The sequence below is a fragment of the Marinobacter salexigens genome (assembly GCF_018860765.1).
Taxonomy (GTDB): Bacteria; Pseudomonadota; Gammaproteobacteria; order Pseudomonadales; family Oleiphilaceae; genus Marinobacter; species Marinobacter salexigens_A.
Map to the genome: position 1 here is coordinate 549,107 of NZ_JAHKPV010000001.1, position 24,252 is coordinate 573,358.

At 54.3% G+C, this 24,252-nt stretch carries 18 protein-coding genes and 1 tRNA gene; 13 read left to right on the forward strand and 6 right to left on the reverse strand.

Going from position 1 to position 24,252, the window contains the following annotated elements:
• Position 1 precedes the first annotated feature (1 nt).
• The 7 genes from rsmB to KO508_RS02570 all read left to right on the forward strand — a co-directional run bounded on the left by rsmB (position 2) and on the right by KO508_RS02570 (position 7,130).
• Complete coding sequence (gene rsmB, locus KO508_RS02540) at positions 2-1,303, forward strand: 16S rRNA (cytosine(967)-C(5))-methyltransferase RsmB (protein ID WP_216006762.1); 1,302 nt, start codon at positions 2-4, stop codon at positions 1,301-1,303.
• Entirely contained in the window at positions 1,300-2,676 is a 1,377-nt protein-coding gene (gene trkA / locus KO508_RS02545; protein WP_200363697.1) for a Trk system potassium transporter TrkA, read from the forward strand. The genes rsmB and trkA overlap by 4 nt, the downstream gene beginning before the upstream one ends.
• 167 nt (positions 2,677-2,843) lie before the next feature.
• On the forward strand, positions 2,844-3,878 hold the full coding sequence (gene glyQ / locus KO508_RS02550) for a glycine--tRNA ligase subunit alpha (RefSeq protein ID WP_354667994.1): 1,035 nt from the start codon (positions 2,844-2,846) through the stop codon (positions 3,876-3,878).
• Positions 3,879-3,880: 2 nt separating this feature from the next.
• The gene (gene glyS / locus KO508_RS02555) at positions 3,881-5,962 is read left to right on the forward strand and encodes a glycine--tRNA ligase subunit beta (protein WP_216006763.1); all 2,082 of its coding nucleotides are present in this window, start codon (positions 3,881-3,883) and stop codon (positions 5,960-5,962) included.
• Between the two features lie 3 nt (positions 5,963-5,965).
• The gene (gene gmhB, locus KO508_RS02560) at positions 5,966-6,535 is read left to right on the forward strand and encodes a D-glycero-beta-D-manno-heptose 1,7-bisphosphate 7-phosphatase (RefSeq protein WP_216006764.1); all 570 of its coding nucleotides are present in this window, start codon (positions 5,966-5,968) and stop codon (positions 6,533-6,535) included.
• A 24-nt stretch (positions 6,536-6,559) separates the two neighbouring features.
• Positions 6,560-6,636: transfer RNA gene (locus KO508_RS02565), tRNA-Pro, on the forward strand.
• A 146-nt stretch (positions 6,637-6,782) separates the two neighbouring features.
• Entirely contained in the window at positions 6,783-7,130 is a 348-nt protein-coding gene (locus KO508_RS02570) for a RidA family protein (RefSeq protein ID WP_216006765.1), read from the forward strand.
• Here KO508_RS02570 and KO508_RS02575 read toward each other — a convergent pair.
• From KO508_RS02575 to KO508_RS02585, 3 genes are read right to left on the reverse strand one after another with little or no spacing between them, the layout of a single operon-like run.
• Positions 7,127-8,245 (reverse strand): ABC transporter permease, encoded by a 1,119-nt coding sequence (locus tag KO508_RS02575; protein ID WP_216007302.1) that lies wholly within the window; start codon positions 8,243-8,245, stop codon positions 7,127-7,129. The genes KO508_RS02570 and KO508_RS02575 overlap by 4 nt on opposite strands.
• A 2-nt stretch (positions 8,246-8,247) precedes the next feature.
• Positions 8,248-11,013 (reverse strand): ribosome-associated ATPase/putative transporter RbbA, encoded by a 2,766-nt coding sequence (gene rbbA, locus KO508_RS02580; RefSeq protein ID WP_436836603.1) that lies wholly within the window; start codon positions 11,011-11,013, stop codon positions 8,248-8,250.
• Positions 11,006-11,977, reverse strand: a complete 972-nt coding sequence (locus KO508_RS02585; protein WP_252737775.1) for an HlyD family secretion protein — start codon at positions 11,975-11,977, stop codon at positions 11,006-11,008. The genes rbbA and KO508_RS02585 overlap by 8 nt, the downstream gene beginning before the upstream one ends.
• A gap of 345 nt (positions 11,978-12,322) precedes the next feature.
• On the opposite strand from KO508_RS02585, the gene KO508_RS02590 reads away from it, so the two are divergent.
• From KO508_RS02590 to KO508_RS02600, 3 genes are read left to right on the forward strand one after another with little or no spacing between them, the layout of a single operon-like run.
• Complete coding sequence (locus KO508_RS02590; RefSeq protein ID WP_216006767.1) at positions 12,323-12,868, forward strand: rhodanese-like domain-containing protein; 546 nt, start codon at positions 12,323-12,325, stop codon at positions 12,866-12,868.
• 60 nt (positions 12,869-12,928) lie between these two features.
• Complete coding sequence (locus KO508_RS02595) at positions 12,929-14,539, forward strand: tetrathionate reductase family octaheme c-type cytochrome (RefSeq protein ID WP_216006768.1); 1,611 nt, start codon at positions 12,929-12,931, stop codon at positions 14,537-14,539.
• Positions 14,536-15,147, forward strand: a complete 612-nt coding sequence (locus tag KO508_RS02600) for a cytochrome b/b6 domain-containing protein (protein ID WP_216006769.1) — start codon at positions 14,536-14,538, stop codon at positions 15,145-15,147. Before KO508_RS02595 ends, KO508_RS02600 begins: the two co-directional genes overlap by 4 nt.
• A gap of 94 nt (positions 15,148-15,241) precedes the next feature.
• Here the strand turns inward: KO508_RS02600 and KO508_RS02605 are convergent, their stop codons facing one another.
• A complete protein-coding gene (locus KO508_RS02605) occupies positions 15,242-15,682 on the reverse strand; it encodes a hypothetical protein (protein WP_216006770.1) in 441 nt (146 codons plus the stop codon).
• Between the two features lie 248 nt (positions 15,683-15,930).
• Here KO508_RS02605 and KO508_RS02610 point away from each other — a divergent pair, with 248 nt between their 5' ends.
• From KO508_RS02610 to KO508_RS02620, 3 genes are all read left to right on the forward strand, one after another.
• Positions 15,931-17,187 carry an NAD(P)/FAD-dependent oxidoreductase gene (locus KO508_RS02610; protein WP_216006771.1) on the forward strand — a complete coding sequence of 419 codons (1,257 nt, stop codon included), beginning with the start codon at positions 15,931-15,933 and terminating at the stop codon, positions 17,185-17,187.
• A gap of 255 nt (positions 17,188-17,442) precedes the next feature.
• Positions 17,443-19,803, forward strand: a complete 2,361-nt coding sequence (locus KO508_RS02615) for a sensor domain-containing phosphodiesterase (RefSeq protein ID WP_216006772.1) — start codon at positions 17,443-17,445, stop codon at positions 19,801-19,803.
• 39 nt (positions 19,804-19,842) lie between these two features.
• Complete coding sequence (locus KO508_RS02620; RefSeq protein WP_216006773.1) at positions 19,843-20,214, forward strand: VOC family protein; 372 nt, start codon at positions 19,843-19,845, stop codon at positions 20,212-20,214.
• Positions 20,215-20,242: 28 nt separating this feature from the next.
• Here KO508_RS02620 and KO508_RS02625 read toward each other — a convergent pair whose 3' ends face one another.
• Complete coding sequence (locus KO508_RS02625; protein ID WP_216006774.1) at positions 20,243-22,507, reverse strand: ATP-dependent DNA helicase; 2,265 nt, start codon at positions 22,505-22,507, stop codon at positions 20,243-20,245.
• Positions 22,504-24,195, reverse strand: a complete 1,692-nt coding sequence (locus tag KO508_RS02630; protein WP_216007304.1) for a VRR-NUC domain-containing protein — start codon at positions 24,193-24,195, stop codon at positions 22,504-22,506. Before KO508_RS02630 ends, KO508_RS02625 begins: the two co-directional genes overlap by 4 nt.
• Positions 24,196-24,252: the final 57 nt, after the last annotated feature.

The window sequence follows — 24,252 nt, forward strand, 5'->3', positions numbered from 1 at the left end:
CATGGGCGACTACTATGTGCCCATGCGCGCTGTTGCTGCCGATGTTCTGCTGGCGGTAGAAGAGGGCGAGTCTTTATCGCAATGCCTACCTCCTGCTCTGCAACGTCTCGCGCCCAACGAGCGCCCTGTGCTGCAGGCTCTGTGCTACGGCACTTGCCGCTGGTTTCACCGCCTCGACAGCGAGCTGAATAGTCGGCTCAAAAAACCGATTAAAAAACAGGATCGCATTGTTCATCACCTGATGCTGGTCGCGCTTTTTCAGCTCCGTTTCAGCCAGCAGGCTACTTACGCTGTTCTGAACGAATCTGTGGAAGCGTGTCGCGCACTCGACAAGCCCCACCTCACCGGTTTGGTGAACGGTATTTTGCGCGCCGCTGAACGCGAAGGTGCCCCGGAGCCGGAAGACGATTCCAGCCGCTTCAGCCACCCCGTATGGATGGTGGAAAAACTACGCCATAACTGGCCCGACAATTGGCAGCAGATTTTGGAAGCAAATAATGCCCAAGCGCCCATGACGCTTAGGGTCAATGCTCTGCGCTTCAGTCGCGACGAGTATCTCGCTCTATTAAACGAAGCAGGCATCGATGCTAGTGCCACCCGCTTTGCACCTCACGGCATCCAGCTGGGCCGCCCAGCACCGGTTGATCAACTGCCTTGGTTTGCTGACGGCGCCGTTAGCGTACAAGACGAAGCTGCGCAGCTTTGCACCACGTTGCTAGACCTAGCCCCCGGCCATCGGGTTTTGGATGCCTGCGCAGCTCCAGGGGGTAAAACCTGCGCTATTCTGGAAAGCCAGGCAGAGCTTGCAGAGGTGGTCGCTCTCGACGAATCGGCTGCGCGACTGCCACGGGTTCAAGAAAACCTAGACCGACTGGATTTGCAGGCGAATTTGCTTCAGGCCGATGCAGCAGACATCGAGCAATGGTGGGACGGCCAACCATTCGATCGCATATTGCTCGACGTGCCTTGCAGCGCCAGCGGCGTAATCCGCCGCCATCCAGATATCAAATTACTGCGCCGAGAAACCGATATTGTGCCATTGGCGGCAATACAACTTGGGCTACTCGACGCCATGTGGGCCGTGCTCAAACCGGGCGGGCGTTTGGTATACGCCACCTGTTCCGTGTTCCCACAGGAAAACCACCGTATAATCCAGAGGTTTATTAAGCAGCAAAATAGCGCTGTTCTTGTTGAGCCAGAGGTTCAATGGGGCCGCGAGATGGGCGCAGGGCGGCAGCTTCTACCCGATCCAATCAGCCATGACGGCTTTTTCTATGCCGTACTGGAGAAACCTGAATCATGAATATCCTGATCCTCGGTGCTGGCCAAGTGGGTGGTACTCTGGCAGAGAATCTAGCCAGCGAAGCCAACGACATTACCGTCATAGACACAGATGCAATAAGGCTTCGGGAGCTGCAGGACCGTCTTGATATTCGTACCGTACAGGGCATGGCCTCCTACCCTACGGTGCTGAGTCAGGCGAACGCGGAAGACGCAGACATGCTGATTGCTGTCACCAACAGCGACGAAACCAACATGGTCGCCTGCCAAATAGCCTCGCTTCTGTACAGCACGCCCAAACTCATCAGCCGGGTGAGAGCCAGCGCCTACCTTTCGAACAAAAAACTGTTCGGTCGAGAAAGCGGCTTCCCAATCGATGTAATGATCAGCCCCGAGCATCTGGTTACCCGGCACATTACACGGTTGGTTGAATACCCCGGTGCCCTGCAGGTTCTGGAATTCTCCAAAGGTCTGGTTCGACTAGTGGCTATTCGCGCTACCGAAGGTGGGCCACTGGTGGGCCGAGAGCTGTCTTACCTACGCACGCACATGCCGAAGATAGAAACCCGGGTTGCCGCCATTTTCCGCAAAGATCGAGCCATCATGCCCAAAGGCGACACGGTGCTTGAAGACGGCGACGAAGTGTTTTTTATCGCCGGCGCCGATCATATACGCTCGGTGATGAGCGAACTGCAACCGCTGGTAAAAAACTACAAACGGATTTTTATCTGCGGCGGTGGCAACATCGGCCAACGTCTGGCTTACACCTTGGAAGACCGTTATCAGGTAAAACTGCTTGAGCGAGACCACGAGCGCTGTGTGCTGCTTTCCGAAAGCCTGCGCAAAACAGTTGTGCTTGAAGGCAATGCAGCAGACAAAGACATACTGCTGGAAGAAAACATCGAGAATACCGATGTGTTTATCGCCGTTACCAACGATGACGAAGCTAATATCATGGCGTCTTTGCTGGCCAAGCGCTTGGGCGCCCGCAAAGTATTCACCCTGATCAACAACCCCGACTATGTGGACTTGATTCAGGGCGGCGAGATTGATGTGGCGATTTCTCCTCAACAAACCACCATTGGCAGCCTGCTCACCCATGTACGCCGTGGCGACGTTGTAAACGTTCACTCTCTGCGCAGGGGCGCTGCCGAGGCGATTGAAGCCATTGCTCATGGGGATCATAAATCCTCAAAAGTCGTTGGCCGGCGGTTAGATGAGATCAACCTGCCTCAAGGTGCGACCATTGGCGCGATTGTTCGCCTCAATGAAGTGCTAATCGCCCATGATCACTTGCGGGTGCAACCAGATGACCACGTTATTCTGTTCCTGGTAGATAAATCTCGGGTACGGGAGGTTGAGAAGCTTTTCGCCGTAGGACTAACGTTCTTCTAGTTCAAAATCAATAGCATGAAGACGACTTAGAAATACCGCTTTGGCGAGCGTATAATGCGCCTTTTTTCCGAATGACCCTCTTGCGGGCGAATGAGCTCAAGATTGGCGCGATTAACGCGACTGACAAAAGAGTGGCTACACACAGACCGAATCAGCAGGCAAACGTTGTGAAAGAGAAGGCGACAGACAAGGCAGCGAACAGCACTCCAGACATCAAGACTTTCCAAGGCTTGATTCTGGCTCTGCAAAACTTCTGGGCACAGCACGGCTGCGTTGTGCTCCAACCACTGGATATGGAAGTGGGTGCAGGTACCTTTCACCCGGCTACCTTCCTACGGGCCATAGGGCCGGAAACCTGGAACGCCGCCTATGTTCAACCGAGCCGCCGTCCAACGGACGGTCGCTATGGCGAGAACCCCAACCGCCTGCAGCATTACTATCAGTTTCAGGTGGTACTAAAGCCGTCGCCAGACAATATTCAGGAACTTTATCTCGACTCGCTTAAAGCGCTAGGGCTTGACCCGCTCGTGCACGACATTCGTTTTGTAGAAGACAACTGGGAATCGCCGACACTCGGCGCCTGGGGTCTGGGTTGGGAAATCTGGCTGAACGGCATGGAAGTCACCCAGTTTACATACTTCCAGCAAGTGGGTGGCCTTGAATGCTACCCGGTTACCGGTGAGCTGACGTACGGTCTTGAGCGCATCGCCATGTACTTGCAAGGCGTAGACAGCGTTTACGATCTGGTGTGGACCGAAGGCCCGGACGGCGTAGTCACTTACGGCGACGTGTTCCACCAACAAGAAGTGGAAATGTCCACGTACAACTTTGAGTACGCAGACGTTGAATTTCTGTTCCAGAGCTTTGATGTGCACGAGCGTGAAAGTGCCCGGTTGATCGAAGCAGGCCTTGCGTTGCCTGCTTACGAGCAGGTTTTGAAGGCATCTCATACATTCAACCTATTGGATGCCCGCCACGCTATCTCCGTTACCGAGCGCCAGCGCTTCATTTTGCGTGTACGCACTCTGGCTCGGGCTGTTGCTCAGGCGTACTTCGACAGCCGCCGCAAGCTCGGCTTCCCGCTAGCCCCGGAAGCATTGCGCCAAGAAGTATTGGCCGTCGCCGAAGCCGCCGATAACAAGGCTAACGGCAAGAAAGGAAAAAAAGCGAAGCAGGCACAACAGGAACAGGGAAACGCATAATCATGGCAAAGCAGGATTTTCTGGTCGAACTGGGCGTTGAAGAACTGCCCTCGAAAGCACTCAAGCCACTGTCTGATGCGTTCACTCAGGGTATCACCAAGGGTCTGGAAGAAGCGGGCATCGCATTCGGTAAGGTAGAAGCCTTTGCTACACCTCGCCGCATGGCTGTGCGCATACGCGATCTGGCCGATGCCCAGCCCGACAAGCCCGTTGAGAAACGCGGCCCGGCCGTCAAAGCCGCGTTTGATGATTCCGGCAATCCAACACGCGCGCTTACCGGCTTCGCCACGTCTTTGGGCGTAACTCCGGATCAGCTCGACACACTGGAAACCGATAAAGGTGCCTGGCTGGTTTACCGCACGGTAGAGCAAGGTAAGCCAACGGTAGATCTGATGTCCGGGCTAGTTGAGCAGTCGCTTGCGTCACTGCCCATTCCCAAGCGCATGCGCTGGGGCGCTCGCCGCACTGAGTTCGTTCGGCCGGTACATTGGCTGGTTATGCTGTTCGGCAACAAAGTTATTGATACGCCCATCATGGGGCTGACGCCAGGCAACAAAACCATGGGCCATCGCTTTCATTGCCCGAAAACACTGATCATCCCAACGCCAACCGATTACGAAGTTGTTCTTGAGCAAGAAGGCTACGTGATTGCCGATTTCGCCAAGCGCAGAGAAATGATTCGCTCCGGCGTCATAGCTCTGGCTGAAGCTGAGGCGGGTGGCAAAGCAGTGATCAATGAAGACCTGTTGGATGAAGTCACCGGCCTAAACGAGTGGCCAGTGCCGCTTATAGGGCGGTTTGACAAACGCTTCTTAGAAGTACCGGCAGAAGCCCTGATTTCCTCCATGGAAGAGCACCAAAAATACTTCCACGTGGTAAGCACCGACGGCGACATGTTGCCCTTGTTTGTAACCGTTGCGAACATTGATAGTAAAGACCCTTCTCAGGTTATCTCCGGCAACGAAAAAGTGATTCGGCCACGGCTGGCGGATGCCGCTTTCTTCTACGAAAACGACCGCAAAATCCGTTTGGAAGATCGCATAGAAAGACTCAAGCCGATTGTCTTCCAAGAGAAACTCGGCAGTATTTACGATAAGTCTGTGCGGGTAGCGGCATTGGCTCAAAAAATCGCCGCCGCCATTGGCAGCGATCCCGCTCTGGCAGAACGTGCGGCCATGCTGGCGAAGACGGATCTGGTTACCGAGATGGTGCTGGAGTTCAGCGACCTTCAGGGCATTATGGGCCAATACTACGCAGCCGACGACGGCGAGCCTGCAGATGTGGCCAAGGCCATGAACGAACAGTACATGCCCCGCTTCGCTAAAGATGGCCTACCCACAACCATGACCAGCTGCGCGCTCGCCATTGCAGACCGTCTGGATTCGTTGGTAGGACTGTTTGGTATCGGCCAGCCACCCTCCGGAACCCGCGATCCCTTCGCCCTGCGCCGAGCCTCTTTGGGCGTACTGCGCATCATTATTGAGCGGGAACTGCCGCTGGATCTTCAAACTTGCTGCGAATGGGCGGAAGAAAACTTCTCCGGGCTGACTGAAGATAATACTGCCTCCAACGTAGTGGACTACATGCTGGACCGGTTCCGCGCCTACTACGATGAGCGCGGCATTGGGGCCGAGGTATTCCTGGCTGTTCACGCCCGTCGCCCTACACGCCCATTGGATTTCGACCGCCGGGTAAAGGCGGTAGAAGCCTTCCGTCAGCTACCGGAAGCCCAAGCGCTTGCCGGTGCCAACAAGCGAGTGTCCAACATCCTGTCCAAGCAGGGTGGGGACAGCGTTGGGGAAAACGTAAACAGCAACCTGCTGCAAGATGCCGCCGAGAAAACACTGGCAGCACAGGTAGACCAGCAAGCTGACAAGGTGATTCCACTGTTCGAGCAAGGCAATTACGCCAACGCACTGCAATCACTGGCCAGCCTGCAAGAGCCTGTAGACAGCTTCTTTACCGAAGTAATGGTGATGGCAGAAGATGACGCCGTGCGAGATAACCGCCTCGCATTGTTGAACCGGCTGCACAACCTGTTCTTGCGCGTTGCCGATATCTCACTGCTGCCCACCGCTGGCTGACCGATGCTAATCATCCTCGACCGAGACGGGGTCATCAACGAATACGATGGCAACTACATCTGTTCTGTGGATGATTGGCAACCCATTCCCGGTAGTATCGAGGCGATGGCACGGCTTTACAAAGCGGGCCATCGCATAGCCATCGCCACCAACCAGTCGGGCATTGCCCGTGATTTCTACGGCACCGACATACTGGCTGGCATGCATGAAAAGATGACGCAACTGCTGGAACCTCTGGGCGGCCGCATTGAGTTCATTGCATACTGCCCACATCATCCGGATGACGGTTGCGGTTGCCGCAAGCCACTCACCGGTCTACTGAAACAGATCCGTGATCACCTACAACTGAACACCCTCAAGGGTGCCATTATGGTAGGGGACAGCCGCAAAGATCTGGAAGCTGGCGTTGCGGAAGACTGCCAGCCTGTACTGGTCAGAACCGGCAATGGCAAAGACACAGAACACCATCTGAAAACCCGCCCGATCCCCAGCGCTAAAGTGGCAATATACGATCACCTTAGTGCTTTCACGGATGCCTTTTTATCCGGCTCAGGGCTAGAAAAGAGTATATGAACCCGTATAATACCCGCGGTTAATCGGCGTGTGGCGCAGCTTGGTAGCGCACTTCGTTCGGGACGAAGGGGTCGCAGGTTCGAATCCTGCCACGCCGACCATTTTTTCAACGACTTAGGGCTCATCTTCGGATGGGCCCTTTTTCGTTTTTGGCTGGGTGCACCTTTTGCACACATACCCGGTATTCTAGAACTCAATGAGTTGCTACTAACAACAATTTCATTCCACATTCATCGAGGCACTACCCATGGCTATAGAACGCATTTCAACCAACAACCGCATGAGCAAAATCGTAAAACACAATGGCACGGCTTACCTGTGCGGGCAGGTTGCCAAGGACAGGGACGGCGATATTCACACTCAGGTAACCGGCATGCTGGAAAAAGTGGATGAGCTTCTCCAGAGCATTGGTTCCAGCCGGAGCAAGATTCTGTCCGCGACGATTTACCTTGCGGATATGGCCGACTTCAAAGCTCTGAATGAGGTGTGGGATAACTGGGTGCCCGAAGGGGAAGCGCCAGCACGGGCCTGTGTGCAAGCCCAGATGGCGTCCCCGGAGTTGCTGGTAGAAATCTCGGTCGTTGCGGCCTGTTAAACGGCCAGGTGTCGGCGGAACAAAGCCAGCGATGTGCTGAAGAACACTACGCCGATACCTATTAGTGCCAGCATTTGCGGCCAGACCACGTCCAGCCCTGCACCCCGATACAGAATGGCCTGAGCCATGCTTACGAAGTGGGTCGTCGGAGCAGCCAGCATAATCGTTTGCACCAGTTCCGGCATGCTTTCCCTTGGTGTAATGCCACCGGAGAGCATTTGCAGGGGCAGGATGGTCAGAATCAGTAACAGACCAAACTGCGGCATGGTCCGGGCCACGGTACCAATCAGAATACCGATTGCGGTGGTGGAGAACAGGTGAATCAGCGCACCCGTCAGGAACAGCACAACCGAGCCCCGCACGGGTACTGCAAGGAACTCCTGAATCACCAGAGTGATGGAAAGGGTGGCCGCCAGCATAACCACCAGGCCGTTCGCCCATACCTTGGCAGCCATAATCTCGAAGGGCCTCACGGGCATCACCATAAGGTGCTCTACCGTGCCATGTTCGCGCTCACGGATCAGTGCAGCGCCGGTCAGGATAATACTGATCAGAGTTATCTGGGTGATCAGTTCCATAACGCCGCCAAACCAGGTGCCATCCAGATTGGGATTAAAACTGACCCGGGTCACCAGCTCTACCGGCAGCGAGCTTGAGGAGCTTCCTGTTTCCAGGTATTCCGCCACCTCCGTGGTAATGATCTGTTCTATGTAGCTGGAGCCTATAAACGCCTGCGTCATTCGTGTGGCATCGATATCCAGTTGCAGGCTGGAGACTTTTCCACTGCGTACGTCCCGCTCAAAACCGTCCGGAATGATCAGGGCGAAGGTATGAGTGCCCTGATCCAGCAGTTCATCAACCTGATCAAAACGGACCAGATCCGGTTTCAGAAACCAGGGCTGTTGCAGCGAGTCGATAACATGGCCGGAAAGCGCGGTCTGGTCTTCATCCACCACCGCCACAGGGGCATTGTGCAGTTCCATGGAGCCGGCAGAGCCAGCGGTATAGATAATCAACGTGAAAGCCAGCAACACGAAGATCAGCAGAACCTTGTCATGCCACACGCTGCGCAGCTCTTTAACACCAAGGTTCCAGATAGTTCCAAGAGATTCCATCATCAGCGCCCCTGTTTCCGGAGTAAGGCCACGGACAAAAACGTGAGTACAGGAATAAATGCCGCCAGGATCAGGAAGGCATGTTGCAGATCGCCAAAGGTCAGCCCCTTGGTAAACACGCCCCGGGAGATCTCCAGGAACCAGGTGGCAGGCCAAAACTGGCCAATCATTGACGCAATGCCTTCCAATGCGGATACGGGTTCGGTGACACCGGAGAACTGTACCGTTGGCAAGATGGTAATAATGGCAGTGGCCGCCAGCGCAGCAATCTGTGTAGACGCAAAAGCCGAGATTACCTGGCCTAGGCCCGTTGTCGCTGTAACAAAGAGCAGGGCGCCGAGGGTCAAGGTAAGCACACCGCCTTTGATGGGCACATCAAACAGATATATGGCCAGCAACACCAGGCTCACATAGCTCACCATGCTGAACCCGATGTAGGGCAGTTGCTTGCCCAATAGAAATTCCAGCCGGGTTACCGGGGTTACGTAAAGGTTGGTGATGGAGCCCAGCTCTTTCTCCCGAACAATGCCCAGCGCCATGAGAATCGCCGGAATAAAGATCAACAGAATGGGGATAACCGCGGGCACCATGGCATCCAGGCTTCGGAACTCCTGATTATACCGGTAGCGGGTTTTTATGGAGACCAGGCTCAAATTAGGCACAGTGCCATAAGTACGCAGAATCAGGTCCTGAAAATAGCTTAAATGCAGGCCCTGAATGTAGCCGAGAATGGTCTCGCCGCGAAATGGCATGGCGCCATCTACCCACACGGCTATCTCTGTGGGCCGACCCCGTTTGAGGTCCTTGCCAAAGCCGGGCGGGAATGAGAGCGCCAGGCTGAGCTCGCCGGATACCATGCGTTGTTCCAGCTCTTCCATGGTCGAAACCGGCGGTTGCTCCACAAAATACCGGGAGCCTGAAACCGCCGTGATGTAATCCTGGCTCTCCGGGCTTTGATCCTGGTCCAGTACTGCGAACGAGAGGTCTTCCACGTCTAGGGTAATGCCGTAGCCCAGAATCATCATGAGCAGTGCTGAGCCAACAAAGGCAAACGCCATGCGGATAGGGTCGCGTAGCAGTTCCCGGGATTCACGGCGGGCATAGGCCAGAAGTCGCCTCGGGCTGAAGGCCCTGTCACGCTGTGGCGATGCACTATCCGCACTGAGAACCTTGCCATCACCACGGCTCTCCGGCTCTTTATCCACAGCCTCAAGGGTCTTCATGAATGCAGCTTCAAGGCTGTCAGCCCCGGCGTCACGGACCAGTGCCGCTGGCGTATCACAGGCCAGGACTTCGCCAGCATGCATCAGGGAAATCCGGTCGCAACGCTCACCTTCGTTCATGAAGTGAGTGGAGATAAAAATGGTTACGCCATCTTCCCTGGACAATTTCAACAACAGCGCCCAAAAGCGGTTACGAGCGCCCGGGTCCACGCCAGAGGTAGGCTCATCAAGAATCAGCACTTCCGGTGAATGTACTACTGCCACAGCCAGAGACAAACGCTGGCGCACCCCAAGAGGCAGGTCACCGGCGAACTGCTCCATTACCTCGGCAAGGCCAAATTGCTCAGTGAGCTCAGTCACTCTGGGTTCAATAGTGTCTGCCGGCAGGTGAAACAGACGGGCGTGTAACTCCAAGTTCTGGCGCACGGTCAACTCGCTATAGAGCGAGAACGACTGGGACATATAACCAACGCGCTGGCGGGTAGCCAGGTCTCTGGCGTCCAGTGGTGAGCCGAACAGGGAAACCTCGCCCTCCGAGGGCGTCAGCAGGCCTGTGAGCATTTTCATGGTGGTGGTCTTGCCACAACCGTTGGAGCCCAGAAACCCGAATATCTCGCCTTTCGGGATGGTAAAGCTGACGTTTTTCACCGCCGTAAAGTCGCCAAAACGCAGGGTAAGATTGTGAGCCTCTATGGCCGGTGCATCGTCCGAAGAGGCATCACCTTTTGTCGAAGGGGCGTAGTCTTCACCTCCGGATACAAATTCCTGACGATCCTCTGGCAACAGGGCAATAAACGCATCATCCAGGGTTTCCGTACCTGTTTTCTGTTTCAACTCCGCAGGGGACCCCGTCGCCAGAATGGAGCCTGCATCCATCGCAACCAGCCAGTCGTAGCGCTCGGCTTCTTCCATATAGGCCGTGGCTACCAGCACGCTCATGGATGGCTGTTGCCGGCGAATCGTGTCAATCAGATCCCAGAAGCGCTGGCGTGAAAGTGGATCCACTCCGGTGGTCGGCTCATCAAGAATAAGCAGCTCCGGGTTGTGGATAAGTGCACAACACAAGCCCAGCTTCTGCTTCATGCCTCCGGAAAGCTTACCCGCAGGCCGGTCGCGGAAATCCAGCAACCCGGTGGCATCCAGCAAGCGGTCAACCTGCTCGGTTCGGGCCGTACCGGTCAGGCCAAACAGATCGGCAAAAAAACCGATGTTCTCGTCGACGGTGAGCGTATGGTACAGATTGCCGCCAAGGCCTTGGGGCATATAGGCAATGCGCGGTGAAACCTCTTTTCGAAACCGGGAACTGGCCATATCGCCACCCAGCACCTGTAACTTACCCTGCTGCAGTTTTCGGGCGCCAGCCACCAGTCCCAGAAGTGTGGATTTACCCACACCATCCGGGCCAATTAACCCGACCATGCAACCCGCTGGAACCTTCAGGTTGATGTCTTGTAACGCCACGCGAGTGCCATAAAAGTGGCTGAGGGCCTCAAGCCGAGCTACGCCCGCCTCAGCCTCCATACCCGTGTTCTGCATCTCAGCCATTGGGCAAAGTCACCAGCAGGTTTTCTGGCCAGGGTTTACTTTCATCTAGGCGCACATAGGCGTCACCGGGAACACCGGTTTTTACCCTGTCGCGATAGGCTTTCAACAGTTCCGCATCAATGCGAATGCGTACTCTGAACATGAGTTTTTCCCGCTCACTGCGGGTTTCCACAGCCTTGGGCGTGAACTGGGCTTCGGCCGCGACAAAACTCACTTCCGCCGGCACTACGAAATCGGGCAGGGCATCCAGAATAATACGTGCTTCAGATCCAACCCGGACTTTGCCGGCCTGAGCCGTGGGCAAGAACACCGTCATATAGACGTCGGTAACATCCAGTATGGTGGCCACTTTACCGCCGGCAGCCAGTACTTCTCCGGGTTCCGCAAGCCTATAAAGCACACGTCCGCCAATCGGGCTTTCCAGATGGCTGTCATCAATGGTGCTTTCGATCTTGCGAATACTGGCCTGCGCAGCTTCAATGCCGGCTTGTGCCGAAGCAATCTGAACGCGCGAGGCCTGCAGTGCAGCATCGGCCGTTTCTGCCACGGTGCTGGCCTGATCAAGCTGTTCGCGGGAAACATGGCCTTTTTCTATCAGGGCTTCAAACCGGCCCAGTTCGGCGCGGGCCAAACGCTTTTCGCTCTCCCGTTGTTTTACAACGGCTTCTGCCAAACGTTTGCCCTCGATTGCCTGACTCAGATTGGCCTCGGCAGCCGCTAGGCTGGCATCCAGTTCATCCGTATCCATAGCGGCTACCGGTGTGCCCACCTCAATCAGATCCCCTTCGGCCACAAAAACACTCTCCAACCGACCCGGAACCCGAGTAGCAACGTCCACTTGAGTCGCCTCGATACGGCCATTGCCTGAAGCAACATACTCGGGTAACTCATCGTCATCAGGTAGAAACTGCCAGCCTACTATCGCAAGCAGTGCAATCAGGGCCAAGGCAACCAGTAGTTTCATATAGGGTCTTGAGTTTGAGCTGGACATTCATCTTCCCCGGTGCAGTTGTGGGTTTGTGTACCCATACCAAGCTAAACATTAGTATATCACCGGGCTCGTCCCGATGACTGACACGTATCAAAGGTGTGCAAGATAGTAAGAGCAAAGACTCAAATGTCATGCAGCAAGAGCCGGTTCGACAACTGAATGACTTATTCTTAACATGGGTCTAAGCTTAACAGCTACACCGCCAATAGTTTGACGCCGGTCAACAGTATGGTTATAAGCTTATTCATAATGTTGATACTTCCCGCGTTTCAGGCGTATGGTTAAAGCTGACCATTATCCTATTCAGGAGAAAGCGCAATGAGGCCGTTACTGACTGCACTTCTTATAACTTTCGGGCTGAGCTTTCATGCTTTGGCGAACGAAGCTCTATCCCTAACCCCGCAAGAAACCTATGACATAGTTCAGAATCAGGGCGATCAGGTTCTGTTCGTTGATGTACGGGACCCGGTAGAAATCATGTTTATCGGTTACACCGATGTCGTGGACAAAAACATTCCTTTCAAACTCGCCGATCGCAATAAGTTTCTTGCGGACAAAGGCCGGTTTGCCATGGACACCAACCCAGATTTTGCGGCCAGCGTTGAGCAGGCCCTAAAAGACAAAGGGCTCGGCAAGGATGCACTGATTATTACCATGTGTCGCTCCGGTTCCAGCCGTGGTAAGCCCAGCGCCGACTATCTGCTGGAGCATGGCTTCACCAACGTGAAATACATTGATCACGGCTTTCAGGGTAGTGGTGCTAAGGAAGGCAAAAAAGCCGGGATGAGGATTGTAAACGGCTGGCAGAACGAAGGCCTGCCCTGGTCCATGAAGCTTAATCCGGAAAAAATATACCAGCCCTGACACGAGCTATACTGGCAGGGCACGGGCGGTTCCTTAATCTGATAAAAAATGGAGGACGTCATGGCCAAGCTGACCAAGACTCACCCGGGAAAATATCTGGTGGTGACTGCTCTGGCCGCCCTGCTGATGTTTGCAAGCACCTCTGGCGTGGCAGCCGTTGAGCGCAGCCCGGCCACGGCCGACCACAGCAAGTTCAAAGCCCTCAAAGGACCGTTTGAATCTGCCAGCGAGGTAACCGCAGCCTGTCTGAAATGCCACACTGAGGCGGCCACGCAAATCAAGGCTACCACACACTGGACCTGGCTTTATGAGCACCAGGAAACCGGCCAGACTCTTGGCAAAAACAAGGTTATCAACAGCTTTTGCGGTATGGCGGTTACCAACGAGCCTAGGTGCACCTCTTGCCACGTAGGCTATGGCTGGAAGGACATGAAGCAGCCACCGCCAGAAGCCGATTCCGCTGTGGATTGTCTGGTGTGCCACGACACCACCGGCGATTACTGGAAGTTCCCGACTCTGGCGGGCGACCCCACTTATGTTCCCCGGGAGTGGCCCAAGGGCAGCGGCAAGATGGTCCAACCACCCGACCTACCCAACATCGCGCAGAACGTGGGTGCGTCCGGCCGGGCTAACTGCGGCAGCTGCCACTTCTACGGCGGCGGTGGCGACGGTGTAAAACACGGCGATCTCGATTCTTCCCTGGTATCCCCTGACCGCTCTCTGGATGTACACATGTCTCCGGATGGTGCCAACTTCAGTTGTTCTGACTGCCACTCAACTTGGGGCCACAGTGTGTCTGGCAGCCGCTATCAGGTAAACGCCAAGGATACTCTGGGCATAGATATTCCCGGCCACACGGATCTCAGCCGTGCAAGCTGCGAATCCTGCCACGGAGCCGAGCCCCATAAAAAAGAAAAGCTGAACCATCACGTAGACAAACTGGCGTGCCAGACATGTCACGTACCCGCTTTTGCGCGAGGTGGCGTGCCTACCAAGATGTGGTGGGACTGGTCCACCGCCGGCAAGCTGGACGAGAACGGCGAGCCGATCACCACCTACGACGAAGCCGGCCATGTAAGCTACCTGAGCGAGAAGGGCGATTTCCGCCACGGTGAGAATGTGGTGCCTCACTACGCATGGTTCGATGGCACCGTTGAATACACCATGGTGGATGAACAATTCGATATTGATAACCCACCGTTGGAGATCAACCGGCTGGATGGCGAGCCAAACGACCCGGGCTCTCGCATTTGGCCGTTCAAGTTAATGCGCGGTAAACAGCCTTTCGATACCGAACGCAAAACGCTGTTGGCCACGCATGTATTCGGCGCTGATGATTCCTCGCTGTGGAGCAACTACGACTGGCCCAAAGCCTTGAAGTTTGCCAGTGAAGAGTCAGGTATGCCGTTCAGTGGTGAGTTCGATTTTATCGAAACCAGAATGTACTGGCCTATTACCCATATGGTACCGCCCGCCGATCAGGCCCTGCGTTGTGGCTCCTGCCATAGCGCGGAAAGCCGTCTGGCGGGCATTGGTGGCATCTACATGCCGGGCCATAACAGCAACCCCTGGCTTGATCGCATCGGGTGGCTGGTAGTGGCATTGACCCTTGCCGGGGTTGTGATACACGCCCTTGCCCGCGTGGTATTCAGAAGGAGGAAGCAGTCATGAGCCGGGTAATGATCTTCAAACGGTTTGAGCGCTTCTGGCACTGGTTTCAGGCTTTGCTGATTTTCAGTCTGCTGATCACCGGCTTTGAAATCCACGGCAGCTATTCGTTGCTGCACTTCGGTGACGCCACTCAGTTGCACACCATTGCCGCCTGGTCTCTGATCGTGCTTTGGTTGTTTGCCATTTTCTGGCACATCACCACCGGTGAATGGCGTCAGTATGTGCCCACCCGCGATGGTTTGTTTGCAGTGATTCACTACTATCTGATTGGCACCTTTACCGGTGCCGAGCATCCATACCGAAAAACCAGCAAGGCCAAACACAATCCGCTGCAACGATTGGCATATCTGTTCTTCAAACTGGTGATCTCACCCATCATCTGGGTCAGTGGCCTGTTGTATCTTTTTTACAACGATTGGCCCGCTGTGCTGGCAGGAGCACTCAACCTTGAAACCGTAGCACTGGTTCACACCGCTGCAGCTTTTGCCATGCTGGTATTCATTATTGCTCATGTGTACATGACTACGATGGGGCACACTCTCACCAGCCATATCAAACCTATGGTGACTGGCTATGAGGAGTTAGACGAGCCAGCGAAAAAGCCCTGACGAACTGACTATCCGCTGACTAAGCAGCCAAAAAAAGCCGACCCTTGCATTGAACAGGGTCGGCTTTTTCGTCTTACCAAAAGCTAAAAAGAGCTTAGAAGGTAAAGGTACGCATGGCCGGGTTCAGCATCTGGCCGGCCATTTCAGGTGGCGTAGCAACACCTACACCATCAATCAGGTCACTCTTGCTGTAATCGCTGTTAGGCAGATACAGGGCACACACGTTGGCAACTCCGCCTTGCTTCAGCAAACCACGCAGCATCTGACCGGGGGTTACATCTTTCGGCTTTAACGCCGGAGCTTCATAGTTTTTTAGAGCCAGATCACCGGCTTTGTCACACAAGAGTACGTTCACCTTGGTACCCTGTTGCGCCATGGTGTTAGAAAGCACCATCGCCATGCCTTGAGTTTGCAGGGACTCGCTTGAAAGAATCACCAGTACTTCCTCAACCATTTTCTGATCTCCTGCCTGAGCGCTGATAGGGGCAACAGCAACCACGGCCGCTGCAACAAGTGCTTTGAGTGATTTCATCATTAGTACGTGCTCCTTTATCGATTTTATGGTCGGTATAGCCACAGAGTAGGTGCTCACCCAGACGGGGTCAGTGACAAAGTCACCCTCGCTGTTGATTAACTCCCACCAAATGCAGTTTATCCATATCGCTGAATGAGCAGTCGCTTTATATTCCCAATCAATATAACCATAGAACATATAGTTTGGTAGTATTTGACACATCTCAAGAGAGAGCCGAGCTTTCAAATAATGACAAGAGGTTTTGAGGTATGAATAACGCCACTGCAGAAGCAGGCAAAGAAAAGCAGCACACTGTGGTTATTGTCGGAGGCGGAGCGGCGGGTATTTCCGTAGCATCCAGCCTTCACAAAAGAGACAGCAGCCTAGACATTGCCATTATCGAACCGTCCCAAACACATCACTACCAACCGGGATGGACTATGGTCGGCGGAGGTATATTCAAGCCGGAATCAACGTCCAAACCTATGGCTGCCGTTATGCCCGGCTTCGCCGTCTGGTACAAACAATCCGTGTCCTCTATCGACGAAGAGAACAATCAGGTAGTGCTGGCAGATGGGTCAAAAATCGGCTACCAAGCTCTTGTTCTAGCTCCCGGGCTGGAATTGAACTGGAGCGGCATTGACGGTTTGAAAGAGTCATTGGGCTCAAACGGTGTCTCCTCAAACTATCAGGAAGGTATGGCCAGCTACACATGGGCAACCGTGCAAAACCTGAAAAGCGGCCGCGCTCTGTTTAGCCAGCCACCTATGCCGATTAAGTGTGCAGGGGCACCCCAGAAAGCCATGTATCTGTCTTCGGATTACTGGCTCCGGAACAGCGTCCTGAATAATATAGACATTCAGTTCCACAACGCAGGCGCTGTGCTGTTTGGCGTTCCCGATTACGTTCCTGCGCTTGAGAGCTACATCGAGAAGTACGGTATTGAGCTCAATTACCAGAGCACTTTGGTGGCCGTGAATGGCCCGGCCCACAAAGCGACTTTCCGCCGAACAGACCCGAACGGCAACACCGTAGACCGGGAAATCGGCTTTGATATGCTACACGCCGTGCCACCCCAACGTGCCCCGGAATTCATCCGGGATTCCCGGCTTGCCAATGAAAGCGGCTGGCTGGATTTGGAAGACGACACCCTTCGACATAAGCATCATTCCAATATATTCGGCTTGGGGGATGTGAGCGGTACAGGTAATGCGAAAACAGCTGCCGCCGTTCGCAAACAGGCTCCGGTTGTTGCAGAAAACCTGCTTGCAAACCTGCGTAGTCAGCCCATGAACGCTGCCTATCTGGGTTACGGCTCCTGCCCGCTAACCGTTGAAAACGGCCGTATCGTACTGGCGGAGTTTGGTTACAACGGAGCGCTGCAGCCCACGTTTCCAAGTTGGATAAACGATGGCACCAAAGCCACAAAAGCCGCCTGGTATTTGAAGGCCAAGCAGCTACCGGCTTTATATTGGCATGTTATGCTCAAGGGCCATGAATGGCTGGCTAAACCCGCACGCCGCTGAACCCAACAGCAGCCCGACTGCTTCGGCAATGGGGCTGTTGCCTGAGCCGCTCTTTTGACTCAAGGCTGTTCGGAGTTAATCAGAGATTCTCTAGCGCTGCGGCCCATCACTGCTATTATCTTATATCAAGAAATTCGATTCTGGCTGGCCTATTGAACACGCCGATGTACACACTTGCCCGGTTCACCAAATGTCACAAAGTATCAAACCGCGATCTGTTAATATTTCGTCTGCTAGTTTCTGCAAGGATTCCGAATGAGTGAGACGGAAAATGAGAAAAGACGACTCGCAGCGGTAATTCGACTCGGGATTCTCGACACACCACCAGAAGAACGGTTTGAGCGTCTTACCCGCATCGCTCGCCAGCACTACCGGGTCAAAGTCGCTTTGTTCTCCGTACTGGATCTCGACCGCCAGTGGTTCAAATCCCGTCAGGGGCTTGAGGGTACCGAAACGCCACGTTCGATAGCATTTTGTGATCATGCCATACGGCAGGATCATGTTTTTATTGTGGAAAATGCCTCTCAGGATCCGCGCTTTCGCAATAACCCTCTCGTACTGGATGACCCAAATATCCGCTTCTATGCTGGCGTGCCGGTGCGCGAACCGAGCGGCTTCAAAATCGGTACCTTATGCATCATTGACGACAGGCCTCGACAGTTCTCAGAGAAAGATCTGGATGTGCTCCGTATGCTGGCAAGCATAGTGGAGGAGGAGTTGGAGCGCTCGTATATCGAGTCGGATAAAAGCAAGTATGTGCCCGTATCCCAACTTAATCGCGCTATCCACAGCGCCCAGAATGTGTTCCTCACAAGCGACAACGAAAGCTCTGCATTCAGCCAGATGCTCAACGATCTGCTGACCTTAACGGGCAGTCAGTTCGGGCTTATTGGCGAAGTGCTGCATAAGAGTAACGGCACACCCTTTCTCAAGGTTGGAGCCATTACCAACATCGCATGGAACGCGGAAACTCAAGCCCTATATCAGGGTTTGGAGCGTCGGGGCATGGTTTTTGATCGTTTAGACAATATTCTCGGGTTACCCATGGTGTCCGGTGAGATCGTTATCTCCAACGATTTATCGCAGGACCCAAGACGCGGTGGCCTGCCTGCCGGGCACCCCGTTATCAAAACCTACATAGGTATCCCGGTATTTTCCGGTAAGGCCCATCTAGGGATGATTGGCCTGGCTAACCGGCCTGAAGGCTACACCCAAAAACTGGCAGACGAGTTGGCTCCTCTGTCACAAACCCTCGGCCATCTTATTGAACGCAAGCGCCTGTATGCAGAAAAGGGAACTCATAAGAAAGATCTTGAGCTGGCGGCCAATTACGACGCGCTGACAGGCCTACCCAACCGCCAGCGACTTACTGAACTGTTCGAACAGGAACTGTATGAAGCTGGCCAGAGACATGGCCGGGTGTCTGTGTGCTTCATTGATCTGGATGGTTTCAAGAGCATCAACGATGAGCACGGCCATGCCGTAGGTGATGCCGTTCTGAAATCCGTCGCTGCAAAGCTACAAGCCACTGTGCGCAATCACGATATCGTAGCCCGTTTGGGCGGTGACGAGTTTGTGGCTATTCTGCGAGATGTAGGCGATGAAAGAGTATACGCACGCCTTCTTGACGCCATCCGGCAGCCCATTAATTTCCAGCACCATGTACTACAGGTATCCGGCAGCATGGGCGTTACCGTATTCCCAGACGATGACGCAGATTCCGATTTGCTCCTTCGTCATGCGGATCAGGCCATGTATGCGGCCAAAGAAACCGGTAAGAATTGTTACAAGGTATTCGACCTTCGATCACATTCATCCCGCAAAGAACGGGTTCGGGTTCTGGAGCAGATGGACACGGCCCTGCGCGAACAGCAGATGGAGTTGTACTATCAACCCAAGATCTGCTTCCAACACCACTGCGTGAACGGTTTTGAAGCGCTTATCCGGTGGAACCACCCAAGCGAAGGCGTTCTCAGCCCTGCGCACTTTCTAGAGCATATTGAGTACACAGAGTATGCGCGCACCTTGGGCAACTTTGTGATTCGGGAAGCCGTAAAACAGCTTGTGGAATTCTCCAAGCGGGATCTTCCTTACACGGTGAGTATCAATCTAAGCCCCTGCCACTTCTTAAGCCAAGAGTTCGAGAACGATTTATCCAGTGCGCTGGAAGATTGCCCAAACGAATTGCGTGCCCGCCTCATTCTGGAGATTCTGGAAACCACTGCGATGGACGACACGGAAGCTGCTCTGAGAAACCTGAAAGCCTGTCGTGAACAGGGTGTGGATATCTCTCTGGATGACTTCGGAACCGGGTATTCATCGCTGGATTATTTTCGGCGGCTGCCTGCACAAGAAATCAAAATTGATCGTTCGTTCGTCATGGACATGCTGGTAGACACAGACGACAGCATGATCGTCAGTGCTATCGTTAGCCTGTCGAAGAGCTTTAATCGTCGGCTGGTTGCAGAAGGCATTGAGAGTGCGGAGGTTGAAAGCAAATTAATTGAGCTTGGCTGCGACTTGGGACAGGGCTTTTTCTACAGCAAACCCTTGCCACTGCCGGAAGCCCTGCGTTGGGCAGAGAATTTCAGGTGGGAAAACAGATTAACGGCTTAATGCTAACCGCGTAGAAAACGCGATAAAGGAGAACAAAGCATGATTGGGTACGTCACCATCGGTGTCAGCGATATGGAGAGAGCCAAGAAGTTCTACGTTGAGCTTCTTAGCGATATGGGTGCAAAGCTTCTTGTGGATATGGGGCGCATTGCGTTTATTGGTGAAAGCATGAAAGGCCCCTCCTTAGCCGTGTGCACACCCTTCGACGGGCAACCTAACCACCCCGGCAACGGCAATATGCTGGCATTCTGGCCGGGCTCGAAAGAGGCGGTTGATGCTTACTACAAGAAAGCCATAGAGTTGGGTGCAACCTGTGATGGTGAACCCGGGCAGCGTATCCCAGACCAGTTTTACGGTGCCTACCTGAAAGATCAGGACGGCAACAAAATGGCGTTCTTCCACTTCGGTTAATCCGGAACGCCGCAAAACAGAGACCGTTCTATTCGGCGGCCTCTGTTTTAAACCACCACTCAGGCAATAACCCCCGAATCTGCGGCTGCATATAGCGGTCGTCTATAAGCCAGATCACCCCACGATCCTCCGGCGTGCGAATAACCCGTCCGGCAGCTTGCGCCACTTTCTGCAAACCCGGAATCAAATACGTATAGTCATATCCTGCCCCGAACCGCTGCTGCAGCCGATGTTTGAGAATCTCGTGCCAGGCATCGAACGGCGGTAAACCTAGAGTGGCGACAAAAGCGCCAATCAACTGATTACCCGGCAAGTCGATGCCTTCACTGAATACGCCTCCAAGAACCGCAAAGGCCACACTGCCTGCCTCTTCCCGAAATCCCGCCAAAAACTCTTTCCGCTGTTGTTGGCTCATTCCCGAGTGTTGCGAACGTTGGAGCACATCCGGCGCATGGTTTGCCAGAGTGTCACTCACCTTACTCAAATACTTGAAGCTACTAAAAAATGCCAGATAGTGCCCGGGGCGCTTCCGATATTGGTTCGCGATCAGTTCGGAAATTGGCGCTACCGACGTCTCGCGGTGAGCCTGCCGGGTACTTATCTTTGGCGTAAATTGCACCTGTAACTGGTCGGCGCTAAAGGGGCTGGGCAGAGAGATGAAACGGCTGGTCTGGGGCAAACCCAGCAAATCTCGGTAATACACACCGGGACTTAGCGTGGCAGAAAATAGCAAAACCGAGGCAGCGGCCTGAAAACGGTCGCGCAGAAAGTCCGCCGGTACCAAATTCTGAATGCTCAGGCGCGCTCGACCTCGGCCTTCGCGGTGGAATTCACACAGGGAATGATCACCAAAGGAGTCCGCCAGCTTCATGAAAGCAACAGATTCAAACAGCACTTCCTGCAAGGCTAGGTCCGGCGGGTTATCTGCAAGGTAATCGGACAACCCGGATACCAGCCCTTGCAGGCTCCCAGTCAGTGCAGTGGGAAGCTCAGCGAGAAATGCCGGCGTGTTACTTTTTTCGGAATGATCTCGAATAACCCCCTGCCAAGCTCGGGCTGTGCGATCGAAATGCTGCTTCAAAGCCTTGGGTGCTGTTTTTCGGACGTTAAGAAGCCGCTGTTGATCCAGTTGCACCGAATACATACCCCGCCCGCGATCCACCAGATTGTGAGCTTCATCCACGAGCACGGCCGTTTTCCAATTGTTCTGTCGGGTGAGGCCATGGAGTAGGGCAGACTGATCAAACATGCGATTCACATCGCCGATGATCACATCACACCAGCGTGCCATTTCCTGTGCCAGAAAGTAGGGGCAGATATCGTGGCCCGCAGCGATTTTTGCTAACTCTTCCTGGGTAAGCGTTGTGCCCGCCTGAGCAGCTTCGGCACGGGCATCCGGCAAACGATCAAAGAAGCCTTTGGCCAGCGGGCAGGAATCCCCATGGCAGGCTTTATCCGTATGTTCGCAGGCATCTGACTTAGCCACCAACTCCAGAGTGCGAAGGGGCCAGATGTGTGGTTGTTCCTGCGCAGCTCGCAACCGCTCCACTGCGTCCACCGCCAACTGCCTTGCGGTGTTCCGGCAGGTAAGGTACGCCAACCGGTCGTGTTTGGCGGCGGGCATGGCCATAAGCGCCGGGAACAAGGTGCCCAGAGTTTTACCCAGACCTGTGGGCGCTTCTAGCAGCAGGGTTTCGCTTTTTACGGTGTTTTTATACACCGTTTCGGCAAGCTGCCGCTGCCGGGGACGAAATTGTTCAAACGGAAAGCGCAGGCCCGCAAGGCGGCTATCCCGTTGCTCCCGATGATGGGCTTCCTGCTCTGCCCATAGCCGATAACGCCCGCACAGGATTTCCAGCTCCTGCCATAACTCCTTGGCAGTGGCGGTTTCAGTCACCGGTGTTTCCCGGTTGTTGCCGATATTGAAATACACCAGCGACAGCTTCAGGTTTTTACGGTTTTCCTGCTTACAGAGCAGGGCACCGTAGGCTCTTAGTTGGGCCCGGTGCAACGCCCGTTGGTGGAGCCGGAGTCGCGACAGGTCGCCCCGGTGGGTTTTAATTTCCTCCAGCAGGCCGGAGTGGGGGTTATACACATCGGCCCGGCCGTATAGCTCCAGCCCCATACACTCTCCGGAAAGTGAGTACTCGCTTTTGTAGCCGTACCCACGCTTACCCTGAATGGCTTGATGGCCAATAATGCCCTCTTCGGCACTGGGTGCCGGGGTGTACCGAAAGTCCAGATCACCTTCCCGAGCAGCAAATTCGCAAAGGGTTCGGACCGCCACCCTCATGTTCTTGCCTCGCAGTCTTGCCAGCGCAGATAGCACACGCTGGCGGCAATACCCTTACGGGCAAAGAAGTGCAGCCAACGGATTTGATGATCCTGCAGTCGATCGCCCGGGCCTTTTACTTCAATCATCTCATAACCGGGCCTATCTTCGTCGATTTGTGCCGAAAACCTAATAAGATCCGGGAAACCGCTTCGATGTTCGCGAATATTTAACAAAATCCGTTCAAACATAACCTGCAAATCTACGGCAGGAATTCTATCCAGTGCCAGATTCAGCAATTCTTCATTCAGCGCCGGCCAAACAACAAAAGGATTAGTGATGCCCTGTTTGGCGGCGTAAGTATCCAGAATTTTCTGGCGATAGCTGCCGTTCTTTAGCGCAACGAAGCACTCATCAAATAACGCTTGCCGACGACTTACAAAATCCTCCCGCACCAAGTCTGCGGGGCCGGTATGAAAAGGATGAAAAAAGGCACCGGGAATCGCTTTGAATATTGTGGGCCAGAACAACAAGCCGAAAAGGCCATTGATCAGCGTGTTTTCCACATAGAGCACCGGTGCCTCCGGCGTGGAAAGATGATCCCGAACCACCACCTCCACCGAGCCGCCGGTTTGTGACAGGCTCAATGTGAACTCCCGGATAGCAGGATGCACAATGGCGGGCGGAACCGGCTCGCCTACCTTTTTCGCCAGCCGCTTAACAATTCGGGATAAGCCCTGAGCCTCGACATCGCTTAGTTCTTCATTTCCCCACCGAGCGGCAATGGCCCAAGCTTCCTCAAAACGTTTCAATCGCTCTAGTAGCCGCAGCTGTTTTAATCTCGCCTCTCGATGACCACTGGCCTCCAGCGCTTGCAGTGCCAGTTCCCGATCTCCCTGACGTTCTGCCTGCCGCCCCAGCTCCAGCAGTAAGCGATCACGGCGACTGGTTAGCCAAGGGTTGTTCATGGCTGCGGGAATATCAGCCCAAACCTCAGCAGCGGGCACGCCTGCATCCAGACTCTCGCGACAGTGGTGCATGGCCAAGTAACTATCCACCTCACTGCGCTGAGAGAACGCCCGTGATTCAGGGGTAAACTCCACTTGCTCATAGCGATGGTGACCCAACTCCACCAGCACAAAATCCGACCAACTCTGGCGTAAGTTGCCGAAGAACATAAGGCGGATGCGGTCAAAGAGGGCCATGTGGCTGACCCGAACCACAGGGGAAGCAACGTCATCAAACCAGTCCGACAGTGCGCGGGCATCAGTACAGAATTCCTGCAAGACTTCCTTCATCCGTGCCTTAGGAAGATTTTTGGCTAGACCAGCTTGCTCCAGCACTGGTGAAAAAGCAGTGCGCAATTCAGCCAAAGTGAACAGACGGAAAATGTCATCCAGAGTCAGCAGAGGATCAGCATTCAGCCACCTGCGAGTAATCAACTCCTCCAGTGCGTCGGATTCCGGGCTTCCCAACTCGGGGTAATTCAATTTGTCTGCACGAAACGAGTCACCCGTGCGCATCACCATCCGGGTGAGCAGTGCTCGGGCAGGACGAGATAACTCAAAGAACTCGTCCAAAAACTCTTGCTCTGACCTCAATAACAGATCCGAGTAATGGCTCGCCACCCAAGCAACGACTGTTTCCATGTTTTGCAGGTAGTACAGGGGGTTTTCGAGATTCGCTGTGGCGGGCCGCCTGGGGCGCATATTCATAAATTCACAAATAAGCCTTAGTCCTTAGTATTGGATAGCAATTTGCCCTCG